The following is a 19,250-nucleotide window of genomic DNA, read 5'->3' as shown; positions in this document are numbered from 1 at the left end:
CGCCTCCTCCTACTCGATTGTTCGTACCTGAATTTAATAGCTAAGTGATTTAAACAAGAAGAAGTCGCGATTTACAATGGAAGCTCGTATGAATTGGAATATAAGTGTTTACCATTCACCATCGATCACTAGCAACGAATAGCCAGCATGTTTCGGGTGGGGGCAAATGGACTTGTTTAAGGTTAGACAAACATTGTCATTTCCATGGTACCTATTTATTCATTAAGTCCTCACAGTACTCCCGGATCAACGCTGAGGCTTTCGTTTGGCTGATAGAGAGGTCCTTCGCGACTTTCCTTGATGATTTATATGTTTGGTAAGATTTCCTGATCAATATCCGTTTTGTTTCATCAAGTGCTTTATCGAGAGAAGTGGGGAGATCAATCTGTGTGACCTTTTCAACGTTTTCGGTAATCATTTCTGGCAAGTCGGACATTAGGATAACGGAGTCACTTATTAAGACCAACCGTTCAATCAAGTTTTCGAGCTGGCGTACATTGCCTGGCCATGAATAATGAATTAATAGGTTCAAGCATTCTTCTGAAATGACTTTATTTTCATGATATCTTTCATTGAACTTATTTAAAAAATTGTACGTAAGGGGAATGATGTCCTCTTTACGTTCTCGCAATGGAGGCAATTGAATATCAATCACATTCAATCGGTAAAATAAATCTTCCCGGAATCTTTTATCATTGACCATTTCTATTAAGTTCTGGTTTGTTGCAGCGACGATGCGGATGTCGACTTTTTTCATTTCATTGCCGCCGACGGGAATGAATTGCTTGTCCTGGATTACTTGGAGAAGCTTTGCCTGCAGAGCGAGCGGTATTTCCCCAATTTCATCAAGAAAGACAGTGCCACCGTCTGCGGATTCAATCAATCCGCGTTTTCCGGTTTTGTTTGCACCGGTAAAAGCTCCTTTTGAATAGCCGAATAGTTCGGATTCGAGCAGTTCTTCCGGAATGGCTGCACAGTTGATCGTCAGGAAAGGTTTGCTTTTCCGCCTACTGATCCGGTGGATGAAATGGGCAAGCACTCCTTTTCCCGTTCCAGATTCCCCCTGGATCAAAATCGTGGAATCGGTCGGTGCCACCTTTTCACAAAAAGTGAGGATGCGGTTGATTTTACCGCTGTTAGTAATGAATCTCCCCGTTTCATCTTCGTCATGAGTTAATTTCGACTCACTACTTGCTTCATTCGCTTTTAACATTTTATACGTTTGGGTTTCTGTGGATGTAGTGACGACCAGTTCAATTTCCCCCGCATCATTTAAAATCGGAATCGCTGATGTCATCAATTCAGCCCCAATATATGTTTGTTGTTTCATGTAGCAAGGCTTTTTCCTTTTAAATACTTCAGGCACGATGGAGGGCGTCCAGTATCCTTTTTCAAATAAGTCCACATTATATTTGCCAATGACATCAGTAGGTTTCAGCCCATAATGGCGCTCACATGCCTTGTTGACGTAAAGAATCCGCTTTTCGCCGTCAAGGACGAAAATCTCATCTGAGGAATGATCAAGAATTTTTAATAGAGTTTGGAGCGTCATCTCGACACTTTCAGTAGAATCCGTACTTTTCATAGGGTAATCCTCTCTTTTCAAAAGGGAATGAGTGAATTCTGAATAAGATTTCATCAAATTTGAGTTAATTATAACTCGATGTGATAGCGTTTTCAAAACGAGTTCTAAATATTTTGTTTATTAAAGGCGTTTTCCGGGTTTGGCACGCATATTGCATTATATAAAATTATCAATTGCTGAAATTGACGAATGGTTAGGTTTGCATGTCAATAATTATTGCATGAATTGACATGTAAACATAGTGATTCCAGTTAATGGAATAAAATCAAGGTAGACATCTAGGGGGGAATGAGTTGGAAGAAAAGTATGAAGTCTCTGACATCACTATTATCGGGGGAGGACCGGTTGGTTTGTTCACCGCTTTTTATGCGGGGATGCGCCAAGCTTCAGTGAAAATTATCGAAAGTCTCCCTCAATTGGGAGGGCAGCTGTCTGCTTTGTATCCTGAAAAATACATTTATGATATTGCGGGTTTCCCGAAAATTCAGGCCCAAGAGCTCATCGATCGATTACTGGAACAAATGGGTCAATTCAAAACGGATATTTGTCTTAATCAATCTGTAGAGACCATTGTTCGTACTTCGGAGGGGATGTTTGCCATTACGACATCCGAAGAAACGCATTATACGAAAGCGATAATCATAACTGCTGGAAACGGGGCATTCCAGCCTCGGAAACTAAAAATTGAAGGTGAAAAAAGATTTGAAAGTGCCAACCTTCATTATTTCGTCCAGAATATGAGTCAATTCGCCGATAAGAAAGTGGTTGTGTTCGGTGGCGGTGATTCGGCGGTCGACTGGTCGCTAATGCTTGAACCGATAGCCGAAAAAGTGACACTCATTCACCGCAGGGATAAATTTCGTGCCCATGAACATAGTGTAGAGCGTTTGAAACAATCCAAGGTTGAGGTCTTGACTCCTTATCTCCCAGTCGAACTGATCGGGGATGAAAATATAGAAAAAGTGATTGTGACGGATACGAAGAGTGGAAAATTGTTTGAATTGGACGTCGATGACGTTCTTGTCAATTATGGATTCGTATCATCAATAGGGCCAATAAAGGGTTGGGGTTTTGAAATTGAAAACAATTCAATCGTTGTCAATTCTAAAATGGAAACGAATATCAAAGGCATATTTGCAGCAGGAGATATTTGCACGTACGAAGGTAAGGTGAAGCTGATTGCTAGCGGGTTCGGTGAAGCTCCAACAGCAGTGAGTAATGCAAAAGTTCATATCGACCCAAGTGCGAAAGTTCAGCCGCTGCACAGCACAAGCACAATGGGAGGAAAAGAGAAAAGTACAGCGTCCGTTTAATTATGTAAAAAGGGGGGGAAACCACATGGCTACATACACAATAGTTGATCAGGAGACATGTATCGCTTGCGGGGCATGTGGAGCGACTGCACCGGAGATTTTCGATTATAACGATGAAGGAATCGCTTTTTCAATCCTGGATGCCAACACAGGAATATCTGAAGTATCCGAAGATCTGGAGGAGGACTTGGAAGATGCTTTTGATGGTTGTCCGACAGATTCGATTAAGTTGGCGACGGAACCTTTCGCCAATATACCAGTGTCAGCCGGTTGAAGCGGAAGGTCGGATCAATTAAAAAATATCAAATTTTAATAGCTAGTATGGCAGGGATGCTAGTAATCATTTTTTAGGGGGAAATGAATGATGGCTTATAACAAGGTGGAAAATGTAACAAATCGTACATTTGAAAGAACATTGACATATGACAAATACACGGATCCGAAAGTTCTCGAAAAGGAAATCGATCTAGTATTCTCTAAATCTTGGCAGCTTGTGGGTCATGTCAGCCAATTGGAAAAAGTGGGATCATTCTTTACGACAGAAGTAGCCAACGAGCCGATCATAGTGAACCGCGGCCAGGATGAGGTGATTCGCGCTTTTTATAACGTTTGTCCGCATCGTGCCACTAAGCTTGAAAAAAGTGAATCAGGCAAGAAGAAAATTTTACAATGCAGTTATCATGGTTGGACATTCAAATTGGATGGGAAATTGAACAAAGCGCCGAATTTTAAAGGAGAAGATGAAGCCTGTGTACAAGATGCCTGTTTACGCTCCGTTCGCATGGAAATCTTGGAATCTTTAATTTTTGTAAACTTGGATGATAATGCAAAACCGCTAAGTGAATCCTACGGCGATTTCTTTGACCGTTTAAGTAAATATCCGTTTTTAAGTGAGCTAAAAAGAACAAGTCAAAAAACGAGGGTGATTAAGGCAAACTGGAAAGCGTTTATAGATAACTATTTAGAATGTGACCATTGCCATGTAGCACATCCAAGCTTTGTTGCAGCGCTCGATATGGATGATTACCAAATCATTACCTGCGATAACTATTCACTGCAGGGTTCGATCGTTAAACCGGATAAAAATTACGGAACGGTCGATTTAAATCAGGCGGAAATGCAGGGTGGATCCTTTTTCTGGCTGTGGCCTAACTTGATGTTGACCATTTATCCAGGTCCCGGAAATATGGCAACCATTCAAATGGTTCCGATTGATCACGAAACGACTTTGGCTGTCTACACATATTATTTCCGCGATGAGAATTTGACTCAGGAAGAGAAAGATCTTGTTACGTTTGCCGAACAAGTCCGACAAGAGGATGTGGAACTTGTAGAGCTGGAACAAATCGGTTTCCGCTCCCGTGCCTTTAACAAAGGTAGATATTCTTCTTCGGAAAAAGCAATTGTTCAATTTCATGAAATGGTATTGGAGGCCCTAAATGAGTAAATTAGTGAATCAATTTAAATCGATGAAACAATATCTGATGATCAATGGCGAAAAAGTCGAAACGGAAAGCTATGCCCCGCTATATTCCCCTTTTTCCGGGGAAGAAATCGCCCAAATTGCCATGGCGGATAAAGTGCTGACCGAAAAGGCGATTGCAGCCGCCTACAATGCTCGCGAAGTCATGGCAAAAATGCCAGCTTATCAAAGGGCGGATATATTGGAGAAGGCTGTCGCGTTATTAATAGAGAATGCGGAAGAAGCGGCAGAAATCATTTCCCGTGAATCAGCCAAACCGATCATGTTCGCAAAAGCGGAAGTTGGAAGGACCATCGAAACGTATAAGTTCTCGGCTGAAGAGGCTAAGAGGATTCACGGTGAAACAATTCCTTTTGATGCAGCCATAGGCGGTGTTGGTCGAATTGGTTACACGTTAAGAGAGCCGATCGGGGTCATTGGTGCCATCACCCCATTTAACTTCCCGATGAATTTAGTGGCTCATAAAGTCGGACCGGCAATAGCTGCAGGGAACACCATTGTTTTGAAACCTGCTTCGCAAACTCCGCTGTCCGCACTTTTCATCGCAGAAATTTTTGAAAAAGCGGGTCTGCCGGCTGGCGTATTAAATGTAGTGACAGGTCCGGGCGGCACTGTCGGAGAAGCGATTGTAGAAAACGATCGGGTGAGCATGATCACATTCACGGGCAGCCCAAGCGTTGGAATCGGAATCCGCAACAAAGCTGGTCTGAAAAAGACCACACTTGAACTTGGCTCGAACTCGGCTTTAATCATTGATAAAGATATAGATATCGATAAAATTATCGATCGTTGCATCATGGGTGCCTTCTCTAATCAGGGGCAAGTCTGTATTTCTTTGCAACGTGTATATGCACATGAAGAAGTGTATGAAGTGTTTGTCGAAAAATTCACTGCTGCGGCCAAAAAACTTAGAATTGGCGATCCATTGGATCCGGATACCTATATTTCCGCCCTAATCTCCAAAGGGGAAGCGGCACGTGTATTGGGCTGGATTGAGGAAACTAAAGGCAGTAGGGCAACGATTGCAGCAGGGGGGAAATTGCAAGGTGACATTCTTGAGCCGACAATTATTACAGATGCGGATCATACGCTAAAAGTTTCATGCCAGGAAGCATTTGCTCCGGTTGTCATTGTAAATAAAGTGGGTTCAGTGAAGGAAGCGATTGATCAAGTGAATGATTCCCGCTTTGGCTTGCAGGCCGGGATATACACAAACAATGTGAAAAACGCACTGTACGCATCACGGGAATTGCATGTAGGCGGTGTGATCATCAATGATGTGCCGACCTATCGTGTCGATCAAATGCCATACGGCGGAGTCAAAGAAAGCGGGACTGGTCGTGAAGGCATTAAATACGCTGTGGAAGAAATGACCGAAATGAAATTGATCGTTTGGAACCAAGACTGAAAATCGAGGAGATCATTTATGAAACAATTCAAAATTGCGGTCATCGCAGGAGATGGCATTGGCCCTGAAGTGATTAATGAAGGCATAAAAGTATTAAAAAAAGTGGCTGAACTGGATTCAGGTTTTCAATTGGATTTCACATACTTCCCATGGGGCTGCGAATTTTATGCCGAAAATGGTAGAATGATGGATGATGATGGGATCGAAAAGCTGAAAGCGTTTGACGCGATTTATTTGGGAGCGGTCGGGTTTCCGGGCGTTCCAGACCATATTTCACTATGGGAGCTATTATTGAAAATCCGTAAAAGTTTTGATCAGTATGTCAATATCCGGCCCGTGACATTATTAAAAGGGGCTCACTTGCCTCTTGTTGATGTGAAACGTGAAGATATTGATATGCTGTTTATCCGCGAAAACAGTGAAGGTGAGTATTCTGGTGCAGGAGATTGGCTGTTTAAAGGGCAGGAACATGAAGTTGTTCTGCAAAACGGTGTGTTTTCCCGTAAAGGGACGGAAAGGATCATCCGATATGCTTTTGAAATCGCGAAAAAAGAAGGTAGATCGCTCACGAGCATTTCTAAAGCCAACGCCCTGAATTATTCGATGGTTTTCTGGGATCAAGTATTCGAAGAGGTCAGCAGGGAATATCCCGAAGTCGAAACGGCTTCATATCTTGTCGACGCAGCGGCAATGCTGATGATCAAAGACCCGAAGCGCTTTCAGGTCGTTGTCACTTCGAACCTGTTCGGTGATATTTTAACAGACTTAGGAGCAGCGCTTGCTGGAGGAATCGGCCTTGCTGCCGGTGCCAACATTAATCCTGAAAGGGAATTTCCATCGATGTTCGAACCAATTCACGGCTCAGCTCCTGACATTGCAGGCAGGGGTATCGGAAATCCGCTTGCCTCCATTTGGTCAGCAAGCCAAATGCTCGACTTTTTTGGCTATGAATCACATGGTAAGGTTGTTCTTGATGCGATTGAGCAACTGTTGCTGGAAGCCCGGGTGTTCACACCCGATATGAATGGCACGGCATCCACTTCCGAAGTGGGGGACCGGGTAACGGATATCATCGAGTCAATCATTTTATCCAAGGTCTGACGTGAATTGATAAAGGATCATTCAATATACTTGAATGGTCATCGGAATATAATGATGCATCCAAGTGTTAAGCCAATCGTTTAAAAAAGGAAGAGGCCAAGGCTTGGAAAGAAAAGCACTTGGTCTCTTTGTTTTTACGAAAGGAACACGGAATGGGGATCATTAATACAAAGTCAAAAGTAACTTAAAAACAATGGTATAGCTAAGAGGAGCGGTCATGATGAAAAAAGTTGAAATAGTTGTCGAAAAAAATGTGCCATGCACGATGAGGGACGGCACCGTACTTTATGCGGATGTATACAGACCTAATTTGCCTGGTCATTTTCCGGTGTTATTGACCAGGCTTCCGTACAGTAAGGACTTACCGCTCTATTCACATCGTTATTTGGACACCCATCGTCTTGTTGAAAATGGGTTCGTTGTCATCATACAGGATGTGAGAGGACGATTTCAGTCAGAAGGAGAATTCCGGCCATTCAGCCAGGAAGCAGATGATGGATACGACACAGTGGAATGGGTTGCTTCACTCTCGTATTCCACGGGAAAAGTGGGCATGTTTGGCCTATCCTATTATGGATACACGCAGCTGCTTGCAGCAGAAAAAAAACCTCCACACTTAATCGCCATTTTTCCAGCAATGACGCTGTATGACCAAAGAAATGGAACGGTTTATCGTAATGGGGCTTTTGCTCTCGGCCTTTTTGAAACGTGGACATTGGAATCGATTGTGCCTGATTTGCTGAAGCGGAAGTATGAAAAAAATAAGGAAATGACTTCAGAATTTCGAATGCTTGCTGACTCCCTCAACAATATTGAGGAATTGTATGCATATGCACCTATTAATGATTGGCCGCCATTAAAGGTTCTGGACGAAGATAACTTTTTCTTTGAACATTTGAATCACCCAATCGAAGACGAAACTTATTGGCAGAATTCAAGTATTACTGGGAGATTTGATAGGATACAGCTTCCTGCTTTTCATTTGGGCGGTTGGTATGATTGTTTTATCGGCCCTACTCTGGAAAATTACGTGGAAATGAACAAGGTGAATGGCCAACTAAGCAATACTCAAAAACTAATTGTTGGTCCATGGAGCCATGGCCTTTTTTCCTCGGTCCAGGGTGAATGCTCTTTTGGAGTGCACGCGTCCGGGGATTGGATTAACCTTGAAGAAGATATTACCACCCTTCATATTCGCTGGTTTAATCACTGGCTAAAAGGCATCGAAAATGGTATTGAGAAGGAAGCGCCCGTTAAAATATTTGTGATGGGGATTAATGTATGGCGTGATGAAATGGAATGGCCACTTGAACGGACTGAATATACGAGTTATTATTTGCACAGTAATGGAAAAGCGAATACGAAAACAGGTGATGGGCGCTTAAGCAGAAATGAGCAGGAGGGTGTAAAGACGGATTCATATATATATGATCCCCAAAACCCTGTACCGACAAAGGGTGGAGCTACACTTTTTTCCGGCCCACTTACAATGGGGCCATATGATCAGAGTGAAATCGAAAAGCGGAACGACGTGCTTGTTTATACTTCTGAGCCATTGAAAGAAGCACTTGAAGTAACAGGTCCGGTTAAAGTGAAGTTGTTTGCATCAACTGATGCAGCGGACACTGATTTTACTGCAAAGCTTGTGGATGAATCACCGGATGGCACAGCGCTTATTTTAACCGAGGGAATTGTCAACGCAAAATACCGGAACGGCAATCGTGCTGAAAAAGAACTGGATGGGGGAATCGTTGAGTACGAAATTAACTTGTGGGCTACAAGCAATGTATTTCTTCCAGGTCATCGAATCTTGCTTGAAATTTCATCAAGCAGTTTCCCACAATATGCACCCAACCCGAATACAGGGAAATCAATGATTGTAAGCAGTGAAACAAAAACGGCCAGACAAACGATTTATCATAGCAGGGAATTTCCTTCTCACATTCTATTGCCAATCATTCCTACAAGTGAAAAATGATTATAAATGCAGGGAGGAGACTTCCTTATGTTTTGTTTTCAACATTGTCACCTGTTTAATGAGTTAAAAACAGTTCAGGTGAGGTGATTAAAACTCAGGAAACAGATGATCAATATTAAAAAAAATTTTTTAAGGCCATCGGGATTCTTAAATCACTAGTATTAATAAGGTTATAGGGTGAATGGTTATGAATAAAAGCGATTGGCATAACTCTTGCAAATAATAAAAGGAAGGGGGGATAAGTTCATCCAATATAATAGATTCCAGGCATAAGGAAATGACATAACAGATGAGGCATAATTTTGTCTCTTATGCTATATGTAAGCCAAGGAAAAGGTGATTACACTGGAATCCGACCTGCAACCTTAATTAGAGAGAAAATGATAATAGTAGTTTGAAAATTTGTAATATTGGTTTTTTTGAGGTTAGTAGTGAAGCTACTGCCATTGTGAAGGTGGTTAAGGAACAAGGTGCATAACCCATTTTTTTAAGCGCTTTCACAGTCGTTTCATTAACAGATTTATTAAGAGGGGGACTTCAATTTGAAGAAAATCATTGTGCTGCTCAGCGTCATACCCGCGATTGGCTCATTATCCGTGATTAACCGTGTGGAGCCATATATATTCGGTTTGCCTTTCATTATCTTTTGGTCCACAGCCTGGCTTATTTTGACATCCATCTGCCTTTATATTAGCAGTATGATCTGTGATAGACAGGAGGAGAATAAATGAACAGTTCCATATTAATCATCATCATGACTCTTGTTTTGGCTTTTTACTTAGGTATCCGCGCAAGAAAGGGGCGCGAAATGAAGCTTGACCAGTGGGCAGTCGGGGGGAGGAACTTCGGTTCTTTAATCATGTTCGTTCTGATGGCAGGAGAGATGTTTTCGACTTTTGTGTTTCTTGGCGCCAGCGGAGCGGCATACCGTATGGGCGGTCCCACTATCTATATATTTTGCGCTCTTACTTACATCGTTCCTTTCTGGATTTTACCCCCTATTTGGCGCTATGCGAAAAAACATAATGTGCTGACGCAATCTGACTTTTTTACAAAAAAGTATAATAGTAAGCCATTGGGACTTCTGGTTGCTGTTATTGGGGTCCTATCTATGATTCCCTATATCGTATTACAATTAAAAGGCTTTCAAATCATCGTTTCCGAAGCATCATATGGATTGATTCCCCCAACGGTTGCTGTTTGGATCGGAATGCTCTGCGTAACTGTTTTTGTATATGTGTCAGGTATTCACGGTTCGGCTTGGACGGCAGTATTGAAAGATATCCTCATTCTTGTCGTAATTGTGTTTCTGGGCATTTATTTGCCAATACATTACTTCGGTGGAATACAACCAATGTTCGAAACTCTAGAAGCAACAAAACCGGGATTCTTATTGCTTCCGGATGAAGGGTTTAGCATCTCTTGGTATATTTCCCTTTGCCTGACCATCGCATTGGGCCAATATATGTGGCCGCATTGCTTTGGAGCGAGTTTATCTTCCCAAAACGAATCAGCTCTCAGGAAAAACTCTGCCATTTTACCTCTGTATCAAATCATTCTGGTCTTCATTCTTTTTATCGGTTTTACGGCGGTTTTGCAGATACCGAATCTACAAGGCGGAGATACGGACCTTGCCTTATTTAAAATCGCGAAAGATGCTTTCCCGCCCTGGATTGTTGGCGTTGTCGGAGCAGCAGGCATGCTTGCAGCCCTTGTACCATGCTCGATGTTAATTTTGACGGCAGCCACGATTTTATCAAAGAATATTTATAAAGCTGTTAAGCCTGACACATCGAATGAACAGCTTGCCAAACTAACCCGTATATTTGTTCCAATCGTATCATTGGTATCCTTAATCTTTACATTCTATGGAGGTAATACGATGATTGCGTTACTGACCATGGCTTACAGTTTTGTCCTGCAACTTTTCCCTCCTTTAGTATTCAGCTTGTTTAAGAGAAACCCGGTAAGTAAAGCGGGGGCCTCTGCAGGAATGATTTTAGGGGTGGTGTTAGTCGCTTACTTTACTTTGGCAGAGGCAACAATGGCCACTTTATTACCGAAGGCACCCCATTTCATACAGGATCTTGATATAGGAATCGTCGCCATTACCTTTAACCTTATCGTCATGCTGGCTGTCAGTGCTTTCACAAGAAAAGACCAACAAATGATTCAGGAAGAAGAGCCGGTTAAACGAATAATCACTTCTTGATCAAAGGAAGCGTGGTATATTAGAAACCATCCTATTCGCATTATCTTCTATAACTATCTATAAAGAACTGAGTGCATCTTCTATAAAGAACCATACAAAAAAGGATAGCCTTTGAAGCTATCCTTTTTGTAGTTTTCCAAGCTTGCAGTATATATTTTCCGTTAATTTACATTAATAATACGTAATTAAAGGAAATGTGTTAAGTTGGACTAAAATGATTATGGAGGCAACGATGAAATACGAGATTATCTTATTTGATGTTGATGATACATTGCTAGACTTTGGGATATCGGAAAAAAAAGCACTGCATGAAGTATTCTTGGAGTTCGGTTTGCCCACAGGGGCGGAGGATTATGCGGGATGCTATCAAGAAATCAGTCAGGTATTATGGAGGGATTTGGAACAGGGGCTTATTGATTTAACAAATCTGGGAGTGGAAAGGTTCAAGCGATTGTTCCTGAAGCATGGGCTTGATATCGATGCAGATGCGTTCAGCGGTGCGTACCTTGGACATTTGGGAAAGGAAATACATCTTCTGCCCGGTGCTTTAGAGGTTTGCGAGAAGCTTGGAGGATGCCGGCTGGCTATTATAACAAATGGCTTCACGACAGTGCAGACAGCAAGAATCGGGGGATCACCCCTTTGCAATACCTTTGAGATTTTGATAATTTCTCAAGAGGCTGGGTTTCAGAAGCCTGATAGAGGGATTTTTGATTATGCATTTTCCAAGTTAAAGATCACGGATATATCGAAAGCGTTGATGGTGGGTGACTCCTTGACATCAGATATACAGGGCGGTTTGAATTATGGAATGGATACATGCTGGTACAATCCCCACCAAAAGGATAATAATCTGGGAATCAAGCCTACATATGAAATCCAGACGCTCTCTGATCTTTTGGAGATTGTAGGAAGCAAGGAAGTATAGTGAGGTATATGCATTCAAAATAACAGAGGCCGCTCGTCCGTGATAAGACGTGCAGCCTCTGTTATTACTTATGCCAGAGATTTTATAATCAGTTCAAATCCAGCTCATGTTGTTTGAGTGTTTGATCCTTTTCCATCCTTCTGCTGAAATGCGGTGATAATATACAAAGCGCCAGGGAAATTGCGAGACCTGCCATCATGAATCCGCCAAATACCAAAGGGGATGGGCCATATGATTCAGCCATGGCAGTCCAGATGAGCGGACCGAAACCTGCAATGGCTGCCGCGACCTGATAACCGACAGATAATCCAGTATAACGGACCTTGGCTGGAAAGAGCTCTGAGAATAATGTCCCTTGTGTAGAAAAAATGGCTCCCCAGATGACGCCGAGTACAACTGCCTGCATAATGTAGAACCAGCCGACCCCACGCCCAATCATTGTGAAATATGGGATGGCCAAGACGAAAAGGAGAATCAGGCCCCCAAAATAGATGACTTTTCGATTGATGAAATCTGAAATGTAACCAATGACAGGAATGGTAATTAGCATTGTAGCGCAGCCAATCGTTAAACCGGTAAGGGCTGAATCTTTGGAATAACCAAAATACAGTGTAGTAAAGACGAGAACATAGGACATGATGAATACATTGAAGAACCCGTCCCCAATTTTTAGTCCGATCACTTGCAGTACACTTCTCCAATCGTGTTTCAACGTTTCAATAATGGGAACCTTCGCAAGATCACCGCTATCTTTCTGCTGCTGGAACTCCGTCGTTTCTTCAATGCCACTCCTAACCCAGATTGCCAATGCGATCAGTACACCGCTTAAAAGGAATGGAATCCGCCAACCCCAAGCTAAAAATTGGGCATCGGTTGTTAATGAACTGATAAGGGTTAGGCTGAATGAACCAGCAACCAAACCGATGGGGACCCCTAGTTGGGGAATGGATCCATATAACCCACGGACACCCTTTGGAGCAGATTCCGTTGCCAATAGGATGGCTCCGCCCCATTCGCCCCCCAAGGAAATTCCTTGAATCAACCTCAGCACCACCAAGATGGCGGGAGCGGCCAACCCAACCTGGGCATATGTGGGCAGAACACCGATAAGCATTGAACTCCCTCCCATACCAATAAGGGTGAACATGAGTGCTGCCTTCCGTCCGATGCGATCACCCATATGGCCGAATAGGATACTTCCGATTGGACGGGCAGCGTAACCAGCCCCGAAAGTGACAAAGGCGAGAAGAAGTGAAATCGCAGGATCATGATTGGGAAAGAATAGAGTTGTAAAAACTAGGCCTGTTGCTGTCCCGTATAAATAGAAATCATACCACTCAATAACGGAACCAGCTAAACTAGCGAAAAGAACGCGACTTTTTTTCATGGAAATGCTCCTTTAATGCGTAGTATTTTATCAAAATTGTTCACAGCAAAAGATAAAGCAGAAATGAACAAAAATGATGGTTAAAGAATATAAGTAAAAAACTGGATTATTTAGATTATTTTAGAGTGCTTATCCATATCGGTCAATATATTTCTGATTTTTCTGAAAAAAATGAAGCGGATAACTTAGCTCTCATCACCTGTATTGGAATATAATTCATTCTAAAGTAATGGAAATAACGATTTGATCTTCCGGGATAAAATGAAAAAGTTTTAACTAAGGAGGAGAATTAAACTCAAAACATTTAGAATTTTTTATGTATAGATGAGTGGCAAAGTGGAAATCATGTGGATAAGGAAATGAAAAAGAGGAAAGGATAAGATTTCAAGAAATAATAATAATCTCTAAGTTATTTAGTATAATAGAAAAAAGGTTAAGGAGTTGGTTTCGTATGGAGAAGCAATTGCCAGGAACATCGCTTGAACCTGAAGAGATGGCTGAAATGGTTTTAAAAAAGGCCCTTAGTGATTACCGGAGAGCACAAATCGAAAAAGAAATCGATGACTCATTAAGAAATCGAGATAAGGAAGAGTTCCTTCGATTAACTGAAATATTGAAGGGCATTTCATGAAATTTCATACACTGTGAACAAGACAAGTAGTAATGATATTGAAAGTGAACCTAAAAGCCAGCACAGCTTGATAATTTAAATATGATGAAGATGAAGCTTTATATAACTGGAACATTCTAATTAAATCGCAATCTATAGTATTATAATATTTTACATTGTAAGCGCTTTCTTGTATAATCAAATAAAGAAAACGATGGAGAGTAGATGTAAGTGGACTAATGGCTGGATACACAGTTATTAGTGGCTGAAATGTTCATGCACCGGGATAATGACTAAAAGGGGGAAAAAGATATGAAAAAGGATGGAGTGTCGTTAATTGAATTTGTTCAGGACGATCGATTTGAACTGAGCTCCTACATTACTTCTTTATTTAACAAACTGAATGACTATGTTCCCAAAAGTCTTAAAGATAAAAGGTGAATGACAATAAAAAATGGGTCAGGAAGATCTGCATGACTTTCTGATTCATTTTTATTTTGTTTTTGGGATATAGAGTTCCGAGGCCCCAAGTCAAAGACACAATAATTGACAATGAGAATCGTTATCGACTAAAATGATTCATTATATAGCATATCGATTGGAGTTGTTCTTATTGTTCGTTCAGATGAGAAAAATGGTTGTAAAAGAAGGAAATGCAGAACAAGTAGTAAAACGGTTCAGTGGGGAAGGGATCATTGAAAAGCAGGAGGGGTTCATCGATTTAAGTGCGATGGTGAAAAAAGTGCGACGCGGCGATGAAGAGGTCATCATTATGATCAATTGGGAGTCGGAGGCGCATTGGAAGCAGTGGGAAAAGAGTGAAGCACATATCGCAGGCCATAAAGCAAACCTTGGGAAACCAAAGCCTGAATATATCGTCAGTTCGGAAGGATCATTATATGAAGTGAAGGCTATTAAAAAGGCAGTGAAATAACGGACTAGCCTTTTTTTAGATTCCGTACATTAAAGTTAACATACTGGGTGGAATATCCCATTTCTCAACTTTCGCGTCGCATAGGGATACGGAATGGTGGCCGTTCACATACAATAGCTTACCTTCACTAAAATTCAGGCTCCCATTGGGTGCCTTTTTTTGTTGATTGAATCATCTCAACATAGGTTTATGTTATTCCTATTCTATTGATATAGTAAAATATTTTTTTAGAATGGTGTCTTTGATGGGAAAGTGAAGAGTGGGAGAGCAGGAAGGTCGTTTAGTATGTTAATATTTATGAACTAATAAGGGGGTTAGTTCTGAGGAAGGCTAGGATTCCTAAGATAAAATCAATTAAGTTTAGAAATATTAATATTTAAAAATACCATTAAGATGTGTTTAAAGTAGTGGTTAGTTTATCTGAAACCAAGACCGGTCCCAGCTGGGATTTCGATTACGACGAAGAAGCAAATTCAATGGAAATGCTTTTAACTAAATATTCAAGCCCATTTCCATATCCATCAATGTGTTGAAGTGCGGAGAAGAGAGAATATTATAAAAAATCCAAAAAAAGTGTTTACAGGGAAAAAATTTCATTGTAGTATTTCCTTATAAAGTAAATGAAATCGATTTCATCCAGGGTCGCGATTATGGACAAGCTTTAATCAGAACTGGAATAGGCATGAACTATTTCAAGTTTAAGGATGATTAGATAGTATTGCGCCGGGATAGGTGTTCACATTTTTCTTCAGGGTGAACTCTTTAAAGGAATGAAATCGATTTCATTACCAGATTAACAGGCTTTGATATTTGGATTGAGCTAGAAATCCAATTGATTGATCCTAGAAAGAAACATGGATGGATTTTTTTTATAGTCAAATGAAATCGATTTCATTTGACGACGCTTGATGATCAACAAAACACTTTATTTTTTAGGAGGAAAAAACATGTCTTCAGTAACACATGAGGTGAAAAAATTAAAAAACTATATAAATGGTAAGTGGATTGAGTCCACTTCACAGGAAACGGAAATTGTGTTCAACCCTGCAACTGGTGAGGCGATTGCCGAGGTGCCACTTTCAACTAGGGAAGATGTGGATCGTGCGGTTCAAGTGGCGGATGAGGCTTTTAAAAAGTGGTCGCAGGTCGCTGTCCCGAAACGGGCTCGAATATTGTTCAAATATCAGCAGCTCCTTGTAGAAAATTGGGAAGAACTTGCTAAACTGGTCACTATCGAAAATGGTAAAAGCCTATCGGAATCTATTGGTGAAGTACAGCGGGGCATCGAGTGTGTCGAGTTTGCGGCGGGTGCACCTACGCTGATGATGGGCAAGCAGCTTCCGGATATCGCGACAAATATTGAATCGGGTATGTACCGTTACCCAATCGGTGTAATCGGCGGCATCACCCCATTTAACTTTCCGATGATGGTCCCTTGCTGGATGTTCCCGCTTGCGATCGCATGTGGCAATACATTCGTGTTAAAGCCATCTGAACGTACTCCATTGCTTGCAGCACGCATTGTTGAACTGTTTGAGGAAGCAGGTCTTCCTAAAGGAGTACTGAACATTGTTAATGGAGCACATGATGTGGTTAATGGGCTTCTGGAGCATAAAGATGTGAAAGCTATTTCTTTCGTCGGTTCACAGCCAGTTGCAGAATATGTGTATAAAACAGGCACGGCTAACTTGAAGCGCGTCCAGGCTCTTGCGGGAGCGAAGAATCACTCGATTGTCTTGAAAGATGCAAATCTTGATATGACAGCCAAGGAAATAACAAGTGCGGCTTTTGGGTCTGCCGGTGAACGTTGCATGGCCGCTGCGGTTGTTGTCGTAGAAGAAAGTGTAGCGGACGAGCTAGTTGGAAAATTGAAACAGGCAGCAGATGCCATTACGATCGGTAATGGTCTGGATGACGGTGTTTTTCTTGGTCCGGTGATCCGGGAAGGAGCTAAAAAGAGGACCATCGATTACATCGAATCAGGTATAGCTCAAGGTGCGACACTTGTACGTGATGGCCGTAAAGATGAGGCAGCAAGCGGCAATGGATATTACCTAGGGGCTACGATTTTTGATCATGTGACACAGGAAATGAAAATCTGGCAAGATGAAATTTTTGCACCAGTGCTCTCCGTTGTCCGTGCCAAAGATTTAACGGAAGCCGTTGAGATTGCAAATGCTTCAGCACTGGCTAACGGGGCTTGCCTTTATACGGACAGTGCTGCTGATGTACGCCAATTCCGTGAAACGATACATGCCGGGATGTTGGGCATTAACGTGGGTGTTCCAGCACCTATGGCATTCTTCCCATTCTCTGGATATAAAGATTCATTCTATGGTGATCTTCATGCAAATGGAACCGACGGTGTGGAGTTCTATACACGTAAAAAAATGGTGACTGCACGCTACGTCAAATAAGTGAAACGAAAAAGACTTTGCAAGATGGCCCGTTTGGATACGGGCCGGATTTTTTGAAAACCAAGGAGGTACATATGAGTAAACTGCTTCAAAAACCGGTAAAAAAAGAGGTAGCTGAAGGTGTTACAGTCGTTCAAGCAGTAACGAAAGGAAATTCTCCTTTAGAATTTGTTGAATTCAAAATAGTGGAGTTGGCTCCTTGTGCTGAATATTCTGAATTGCTGAATAAAACGGAATGCTGCATTGTCGCTCTTACGGGAAAAATCAATGTGGCTGTAGGCGAAAATGTATACCATGATTTAGGCACACGCGATAGTGTATTTGATAAAGTGCCGACTGATAGCATTTACGTGTCAAATGATAGAGGCTTTAAATTGGAAGCGATAACCAAGGCCAGAGTGGCGCTTTGTTATTCGCCTTCTGATAAGCAACTTCCGACTAAATGGATTAAAGCGGGGGATGTTGACGTGGAACATAGGGGCATTTTGAGCAATAAGCGGATGGTGCATAATATATTACCGGATTCAGCTCCGTATGCGAATAGCCTTCTGGTGGTTGAAGTATATACAGAAAGCGGAAACTGGTCGAGCTATCCTCCGCATAAACATGATCAGGATAACTTACCAAATGAGTCGTTATTGGAAGAGTCCTATTATCATGAAATGAACCCGCCTCAAGGATTCGTTTTTCAGCGAGTATATACAGATGACCGTTCGATTGATGAGACCATGTCGGTTGAAAACGGCGATGTCGTACTTGTACCGGCCGGTTATCATCCGGTAGGCGTGCCTGACGGTTATGAATCCTATTATTTGAATGTTATGGCCGGTCCGACAAGGACATGGAAATTTTTCAATGATCCCGATCACGAGTGGATCCTGAATCGTTAAAGGAAAAGGAGCTGTTAACCGGATGAACTATACATTTAATATCGATAAGGAATTTGACTTGATTGCCATTGGCCGTGCCTGCATCGACTTGAATGCCAATGAATATAACCGTCCGATGGAAGAGACCATGACATTCACAAAATACGTGGGCGGTTCACCTGCCAATGTTGCCATCGGAAGTGCAAAATTAGGCTTGAAAGTCGGATTCATCGGTAAGCTTGCAGATGATCAGCACGGCCGTTTCATCGAGAGTTATATGCGTGAGGCAGGTGTTGATACATCGAATATGGCAATCGATCAAGAAGGGCATAAAACGGGACTGGCCTTCACGGAAATTAAAAGTCCTGAAGAATGCAGTATCCTGATGTATCGGGATGATGTAGCTGACCTTCATTTAGCACCTTCGGAAGTGCATGAAGAATATATCAAAAAATCAAAGATTCTATTGGTTTCAGGAACGGCTTTAGCAAAAAGTCCATCACGTGAGGCGGTTTTAAAAGCCGTCAGCCTTGCGAAAAGAAATGATGTAAAAGTCATATTTGAATTGGATTACCGTCCCTACACATGGAATTCCATTGAAGAAACCTCCGTTTACTATTCGTTAGTCGCAGAGCAATCAGACATTTTGATTGGCACTCGTGATGAATATGATGTAATGGAAAATACCGAAAAAGGTACGAATGAAAGGACCGTCCGTTACTTGTTTGAACATTCCGCAGACCTGGTCGTCATCAAACACGGCGTCGAGGGTTCATATGCCTATGCCAAATCAGGAGAAGTATATAAAGCGAAGTCCTATAAAACGAAAGTATTGAAAACATTCGGCGCAGGGGATTCATATGCTTCCGCTTTCTTATATGCGTTAGTGCGCGGCAAAGGGATTGAAAGCGCTTTGAAGTTTGGCAGTGCTTCCGCTTCCATAGTTGTAAGCAAGCACAGTTCATCTGAGGCGATGCCTGCTGCAGAAGAAATCGAGGATTTAATTGCTGAACGCGTGTAAGGAA

Annotated in this window: 17 protein-coding genes; 15 read left to right on the top strand and 2 right to left on the bottom strand. The window is 41.9% G+C overall.

Going from position 1 to position 19,250, the window contains the following annotated elements; all coding sequences use genetic code 11:
* Positions 1–211: 211 nt before the first annotated feature.
* Positions 212–1,585, bottom strand: a complete 1,374-nt coding sequence (locus J7J00_RS06355) for a sigma-54 interaction domain-containing protein (protein WP_214788902.1) — start codon at positions 1,583–1,585, stop codon at positions 212–214.
* Positions 1,586–1,878: 293 nt separating this feature from the next.
* Here J7J00_RS06355 and J7J00_RS06350 point away from each other — a divergent pair, with 293 nt between their 5' ends.
* The 9 genes from J7J00_RS06350 to J7J00_RS06310 all read left to right on the top strand — a co-directional run bounded on the left by J7J00_RS06350 (position 1,879) and on the right by J7J00_RS06310 (position 12,008).
* Positions 1,879–2,898: an NAD(P)/FAD-dependent oxidoreductase gene (locus tag J7J00_RS06350; protein ID WP_214788899.1), complete on the top strand. Its 1,020-nt coding sequence runs from the start codon at positions 1,879–1,881 to the stop codon at positions 2,896–2,898.
* A gap of 25 nt (positions 2,899–2,923) precedes the next feature.
* Complete coding sequence (locus J7J00_RS06345; protein WP_214788895.1) at positions 2,924–3,172, top strand: ferredoxin; 249 nt, start codon at positions 2,924–2,926, stop codon at positions 3,170–3,172.
* Between the two features lie 90 nt (positions 3,173–3,262).
* Positions 3,263–4,345, top strand: a complete 1,083-nt coding sequence (locus J7J00_RS06340) for an aromatic ring-hydroxylating oxygenase subunit alpha (protein ID WP_063235396.1) — start codon at positions 3,263–3,265, stop codon at positions 4,343–4,345.
* Positions 4,338–5,789, top strand: a complete 1,452-nt coding sequence (locus J7J00_RS06335) for an aldehyde dehydrogenase family protein (RefSeq protein WP_214788893.1) — start codon at positions 4,338–4,340, stop codon at positions 5,787–5,789. The genes J7J00_RS06340 and J7J00_RS06335 overlap by 8 nt, the downstream gene beginning before the upstream one ends.
* Positions 5,790–5,807: 18 nt before the next feature.
* Entirely contained in the window at positions 5,808–6,890 is a 1,083-nt protein-coding gene (locus J7J00_RS06330; RefSeq protein WP_214788890.1) for a tartrate dehydrogenase, read from the top strand.
* A gap of 220 nt (positions 6,891–7,110) precedes the next feature.
* Positions 7,111–8,868, top strand: coding sequence for a CocE/NonD family hydrolase (locus tag J7J00_RS06325; protein WP_286201209.1), 1,758 nt, complete (start codon positions 7,111–7,113; stop codon positions 8,866–8,868).
* A 542-nt stretch (positions 8,869–9,410) separates the two neighbouring features.
* Positions 9,411–9,599, top strand: coding sequence for a DUF3311 domain-containing protein (locus J7J00_RS06320; RefSeq protein ID WP_214788881.1), 189 nt, complete (start codon positions 9,411–9,413; stop codon positions 9,597–9,599).
* A complete protein-coding gene (locus J7J00_RS06315) occupies positions 9,596–11,080 on the top strand; it encodes a sodium:solute symporter family protein (protein WP_089363538.1) in 1,485 nt (494 codons plus the stop codon). Before J7J00_RS06320 ends, J7J00_RS06315 begins: the two co-directional genes overlap by 4 nt.
* Before the next feature lie 232 nt (positions 11,081–11,312).
* Complete coding sequence (locus tag J7J00_RS06310; protein ID WP_214788878.1) at positions 11,313–12,008, top strand: YjjG family noncanonical pyrimidine nucleotidase; 696 nt, start codon at positions 11,313–11,315, stop codon at positions 12,006–12,008.
* An 88-nt stretch (positions 12,009–12,096) separates the two neighbouring features.
* On the opposite strand, the gene J7J00_RS06305 is transcribed toward J7J00_RS06310, so the two are convergent.
* Positions 12,097–13,395: an MFS transporter gene (locus tag J7J00_RS06305; RefSeq protein WP_214788875.1), complete on the bottom strand. Its 1,299-nt coding sequence runs from the start codon at positions 13,393–13,395 to the stop codon at positions 12,097–12,099.
* Between the two features lie 451 nt (positions 13,396–13,846).
* Here J7J00_RS06305 and J7J00_RS06300 point away from each other — a divergent pair, with 451 nt between their 5' ends.
* The 6 genes from J7J00_RS06300 (at position 13,847) to iolC (ending at position 19,246) form a co-directional block, all read left to right on the top strand.
* Positions 13,847–14,026, top strand: a complete 180-nt coding sequence (locus J7J00_RS06300; RefSeq protein ID WP_098370899.1) for an IDEAL domain-containing protein — start codon at positions 13,847–13,849, stop codon at positions 14,024–14,026.
* A gap of 291 nt (positions 14,027–14,317) precedes the next feature.
* Positions 14,318–14,446, top strand: coding sequence for a hypothetical protein (locus tag J7J00_RS27920; protein ID WP_260398103.1), 129 nt, complete (start codon positions 14,318–14,320; stop codon positions 14,444–14,446).
* Positions 14,447–14,618: 172 nt separating this feature from the next.
* A complete protein-coding gene (locus J7J00_RS06295) occupies positions 14,619–14,939 on the top strand; it encodes an antibiotic biosynthesis monooxygenase family protein (protein WP_214788872.1) in 321 nt (106 codons plus the stop codon).
* 947 nt (positions 14,940–15,886) lie between these two features.
* The gene (locus J7J00_RS06290) at positions 15,887–17,356 is read left to right on the top strand and encodes a CoA-acylating methylmalonate-semialdehyde dehydrogenase (RefSeq protein WP_214788869.1); all 1,470 of its coding nucleotides are present in this window, start codon (positions 15,887–15,889) and stop codon (positions 17,354–17,356) included.
* Positions 17,357–17,430: 74 nt separating this feature from the next.
* Entirely contained in the window at positions 17,431–18,246 is an 816-nt protein-coding gene (gene iolB / locus J7J00_RS06285) for a 5-deoxy-glucuronate isomerase (RefSeq protein WP_214788867.1), read from the top strand.
* A 22-nt stretch (positions 18,247–18,268) separates the two neighbouring features.
* Complete coding sequence (gene iolC / locus J7J00_RS06280; RefSeq protein ID WP_214788864.1) at positions 18,269–19,246, top strand: 5-dehydro-2-deoxygluconokinase; 978 nt, start codon at positions 18,269–18,271, stop codon at positions 19,244–19,246.
* The last annotated feature ends 4 nt before the right edge of the window (positions 19,247–19,250 follow it).

Source organism: Bacillus sp. ISL-4, assembly GCF_018613275.1.
In the GTDB taxonomy this organism is placed as follows: domain Bacteria; phylum Bacillota; class Bacilli; order Bacillales; family DSM-1321; genus Peribacillus; species Peribacillus simplex_E.
The sequence above is the reverse complement of the archived record's forward strand: the minus strand, read 5'-3'. Positions and strand labels throughout refer to the sequence as shown.

Bases quoted from the DNA above. Each gene is read 5' to 3' on its own strand.
- J7J00_RS06355 (WP_214788902.1), bottom strand. From the start codon at position 1,585: ATGAAAAGTACGGATTCTACTGAAAGTGTCGAGATGACGCTCCAAACT.
- J7J00_RS06345 (WP_214788895.1), top strand. From the start codon at position 2,924: ATGGCTACATACACAATAGTTGATCAGGAGACATGTATCGCTTGCGGG.
- J7J00_RS06340 (WP_063235396.1), top strand. From the start codon at position 3,263: ATGGCTTATAACAAGGTGGAAAATGTAACAAATCGTACATTTGAAAGA.
- J7J00_RS06335 (WP_214788893.1), top strand. From the start codon at position 4,338: ATGAGTAAATTAGTGAATCAATTTAAATCGATGAAACAATATCTGATG.
- J7J00_RS06330 (WP_214788890.1), top strand. From the start codon at position 5,808: ATGAAACAATTCAAAATTGCGGTCATCGCAGGAGATGGCATTGGCCCT.
- J7J00_RS06325 (WP_286201209.1), top strand. From the start codon at position 7,111: ATGAAAAAAGTTGAAATAGTTGTCGAAAAAAATGTGCCATGCACGATG.
- J7J00_RS06315 (WP_089363538.1), top strand. From the start codon at position 9,596: ATGAACAGTTCCATATTAATCATCATCATGACTCTTGTTTTGGCTTTT.
- J7J00_RS06310 (WP_214788878.1), top strand. From the start codon at position 11,313: ATGAAATACGAGATTATCTTATTTGATGTTGATGATACATTGCTAGAC.
- J7J00_RS06305 (WP_214788875.1), bottom strand. From the start codon at position 13,395: ATGAAAAAAAGTCGCGTTCTTTTCGCTAGTTTAGCTGGTTCCGTTATT.
- J7J00_RS06300 (WP_098370899.1), top strand. From the start codon at position 13,847: ATGGAGAAGCAATTGCCAGGAACATCGCTTGAACCTGAAGAGATGGCT.
- J7J00_RS27920 (WP_260398103.1), top strand. From the start codon at position 14,318: ATGAAAAAGGATGGAGTGTCGTTAATTGAATTTGTTCAGGACGATCGA.
- J7J00_RS06290 (WP_214788869.1), top strand. From the start codon at position 15,887: ATGTCTTCAGTAACACATGAGGTGAAAAAATTAAAAAACTATATAAAT.
- iolB (WP_214788867.1), top strand. From the start codon at position 17,431: ATGAGTAAACTGCTTCAAAAACCGGTAAAAAAAGAGGTAGCTGAAGGT.
- iolC (WP_214788864.1), top strand. From the start codon at position 18,269: ATGAACTATACATTTAATATCGATAAGGAATTTGACTTGATTGCCATT.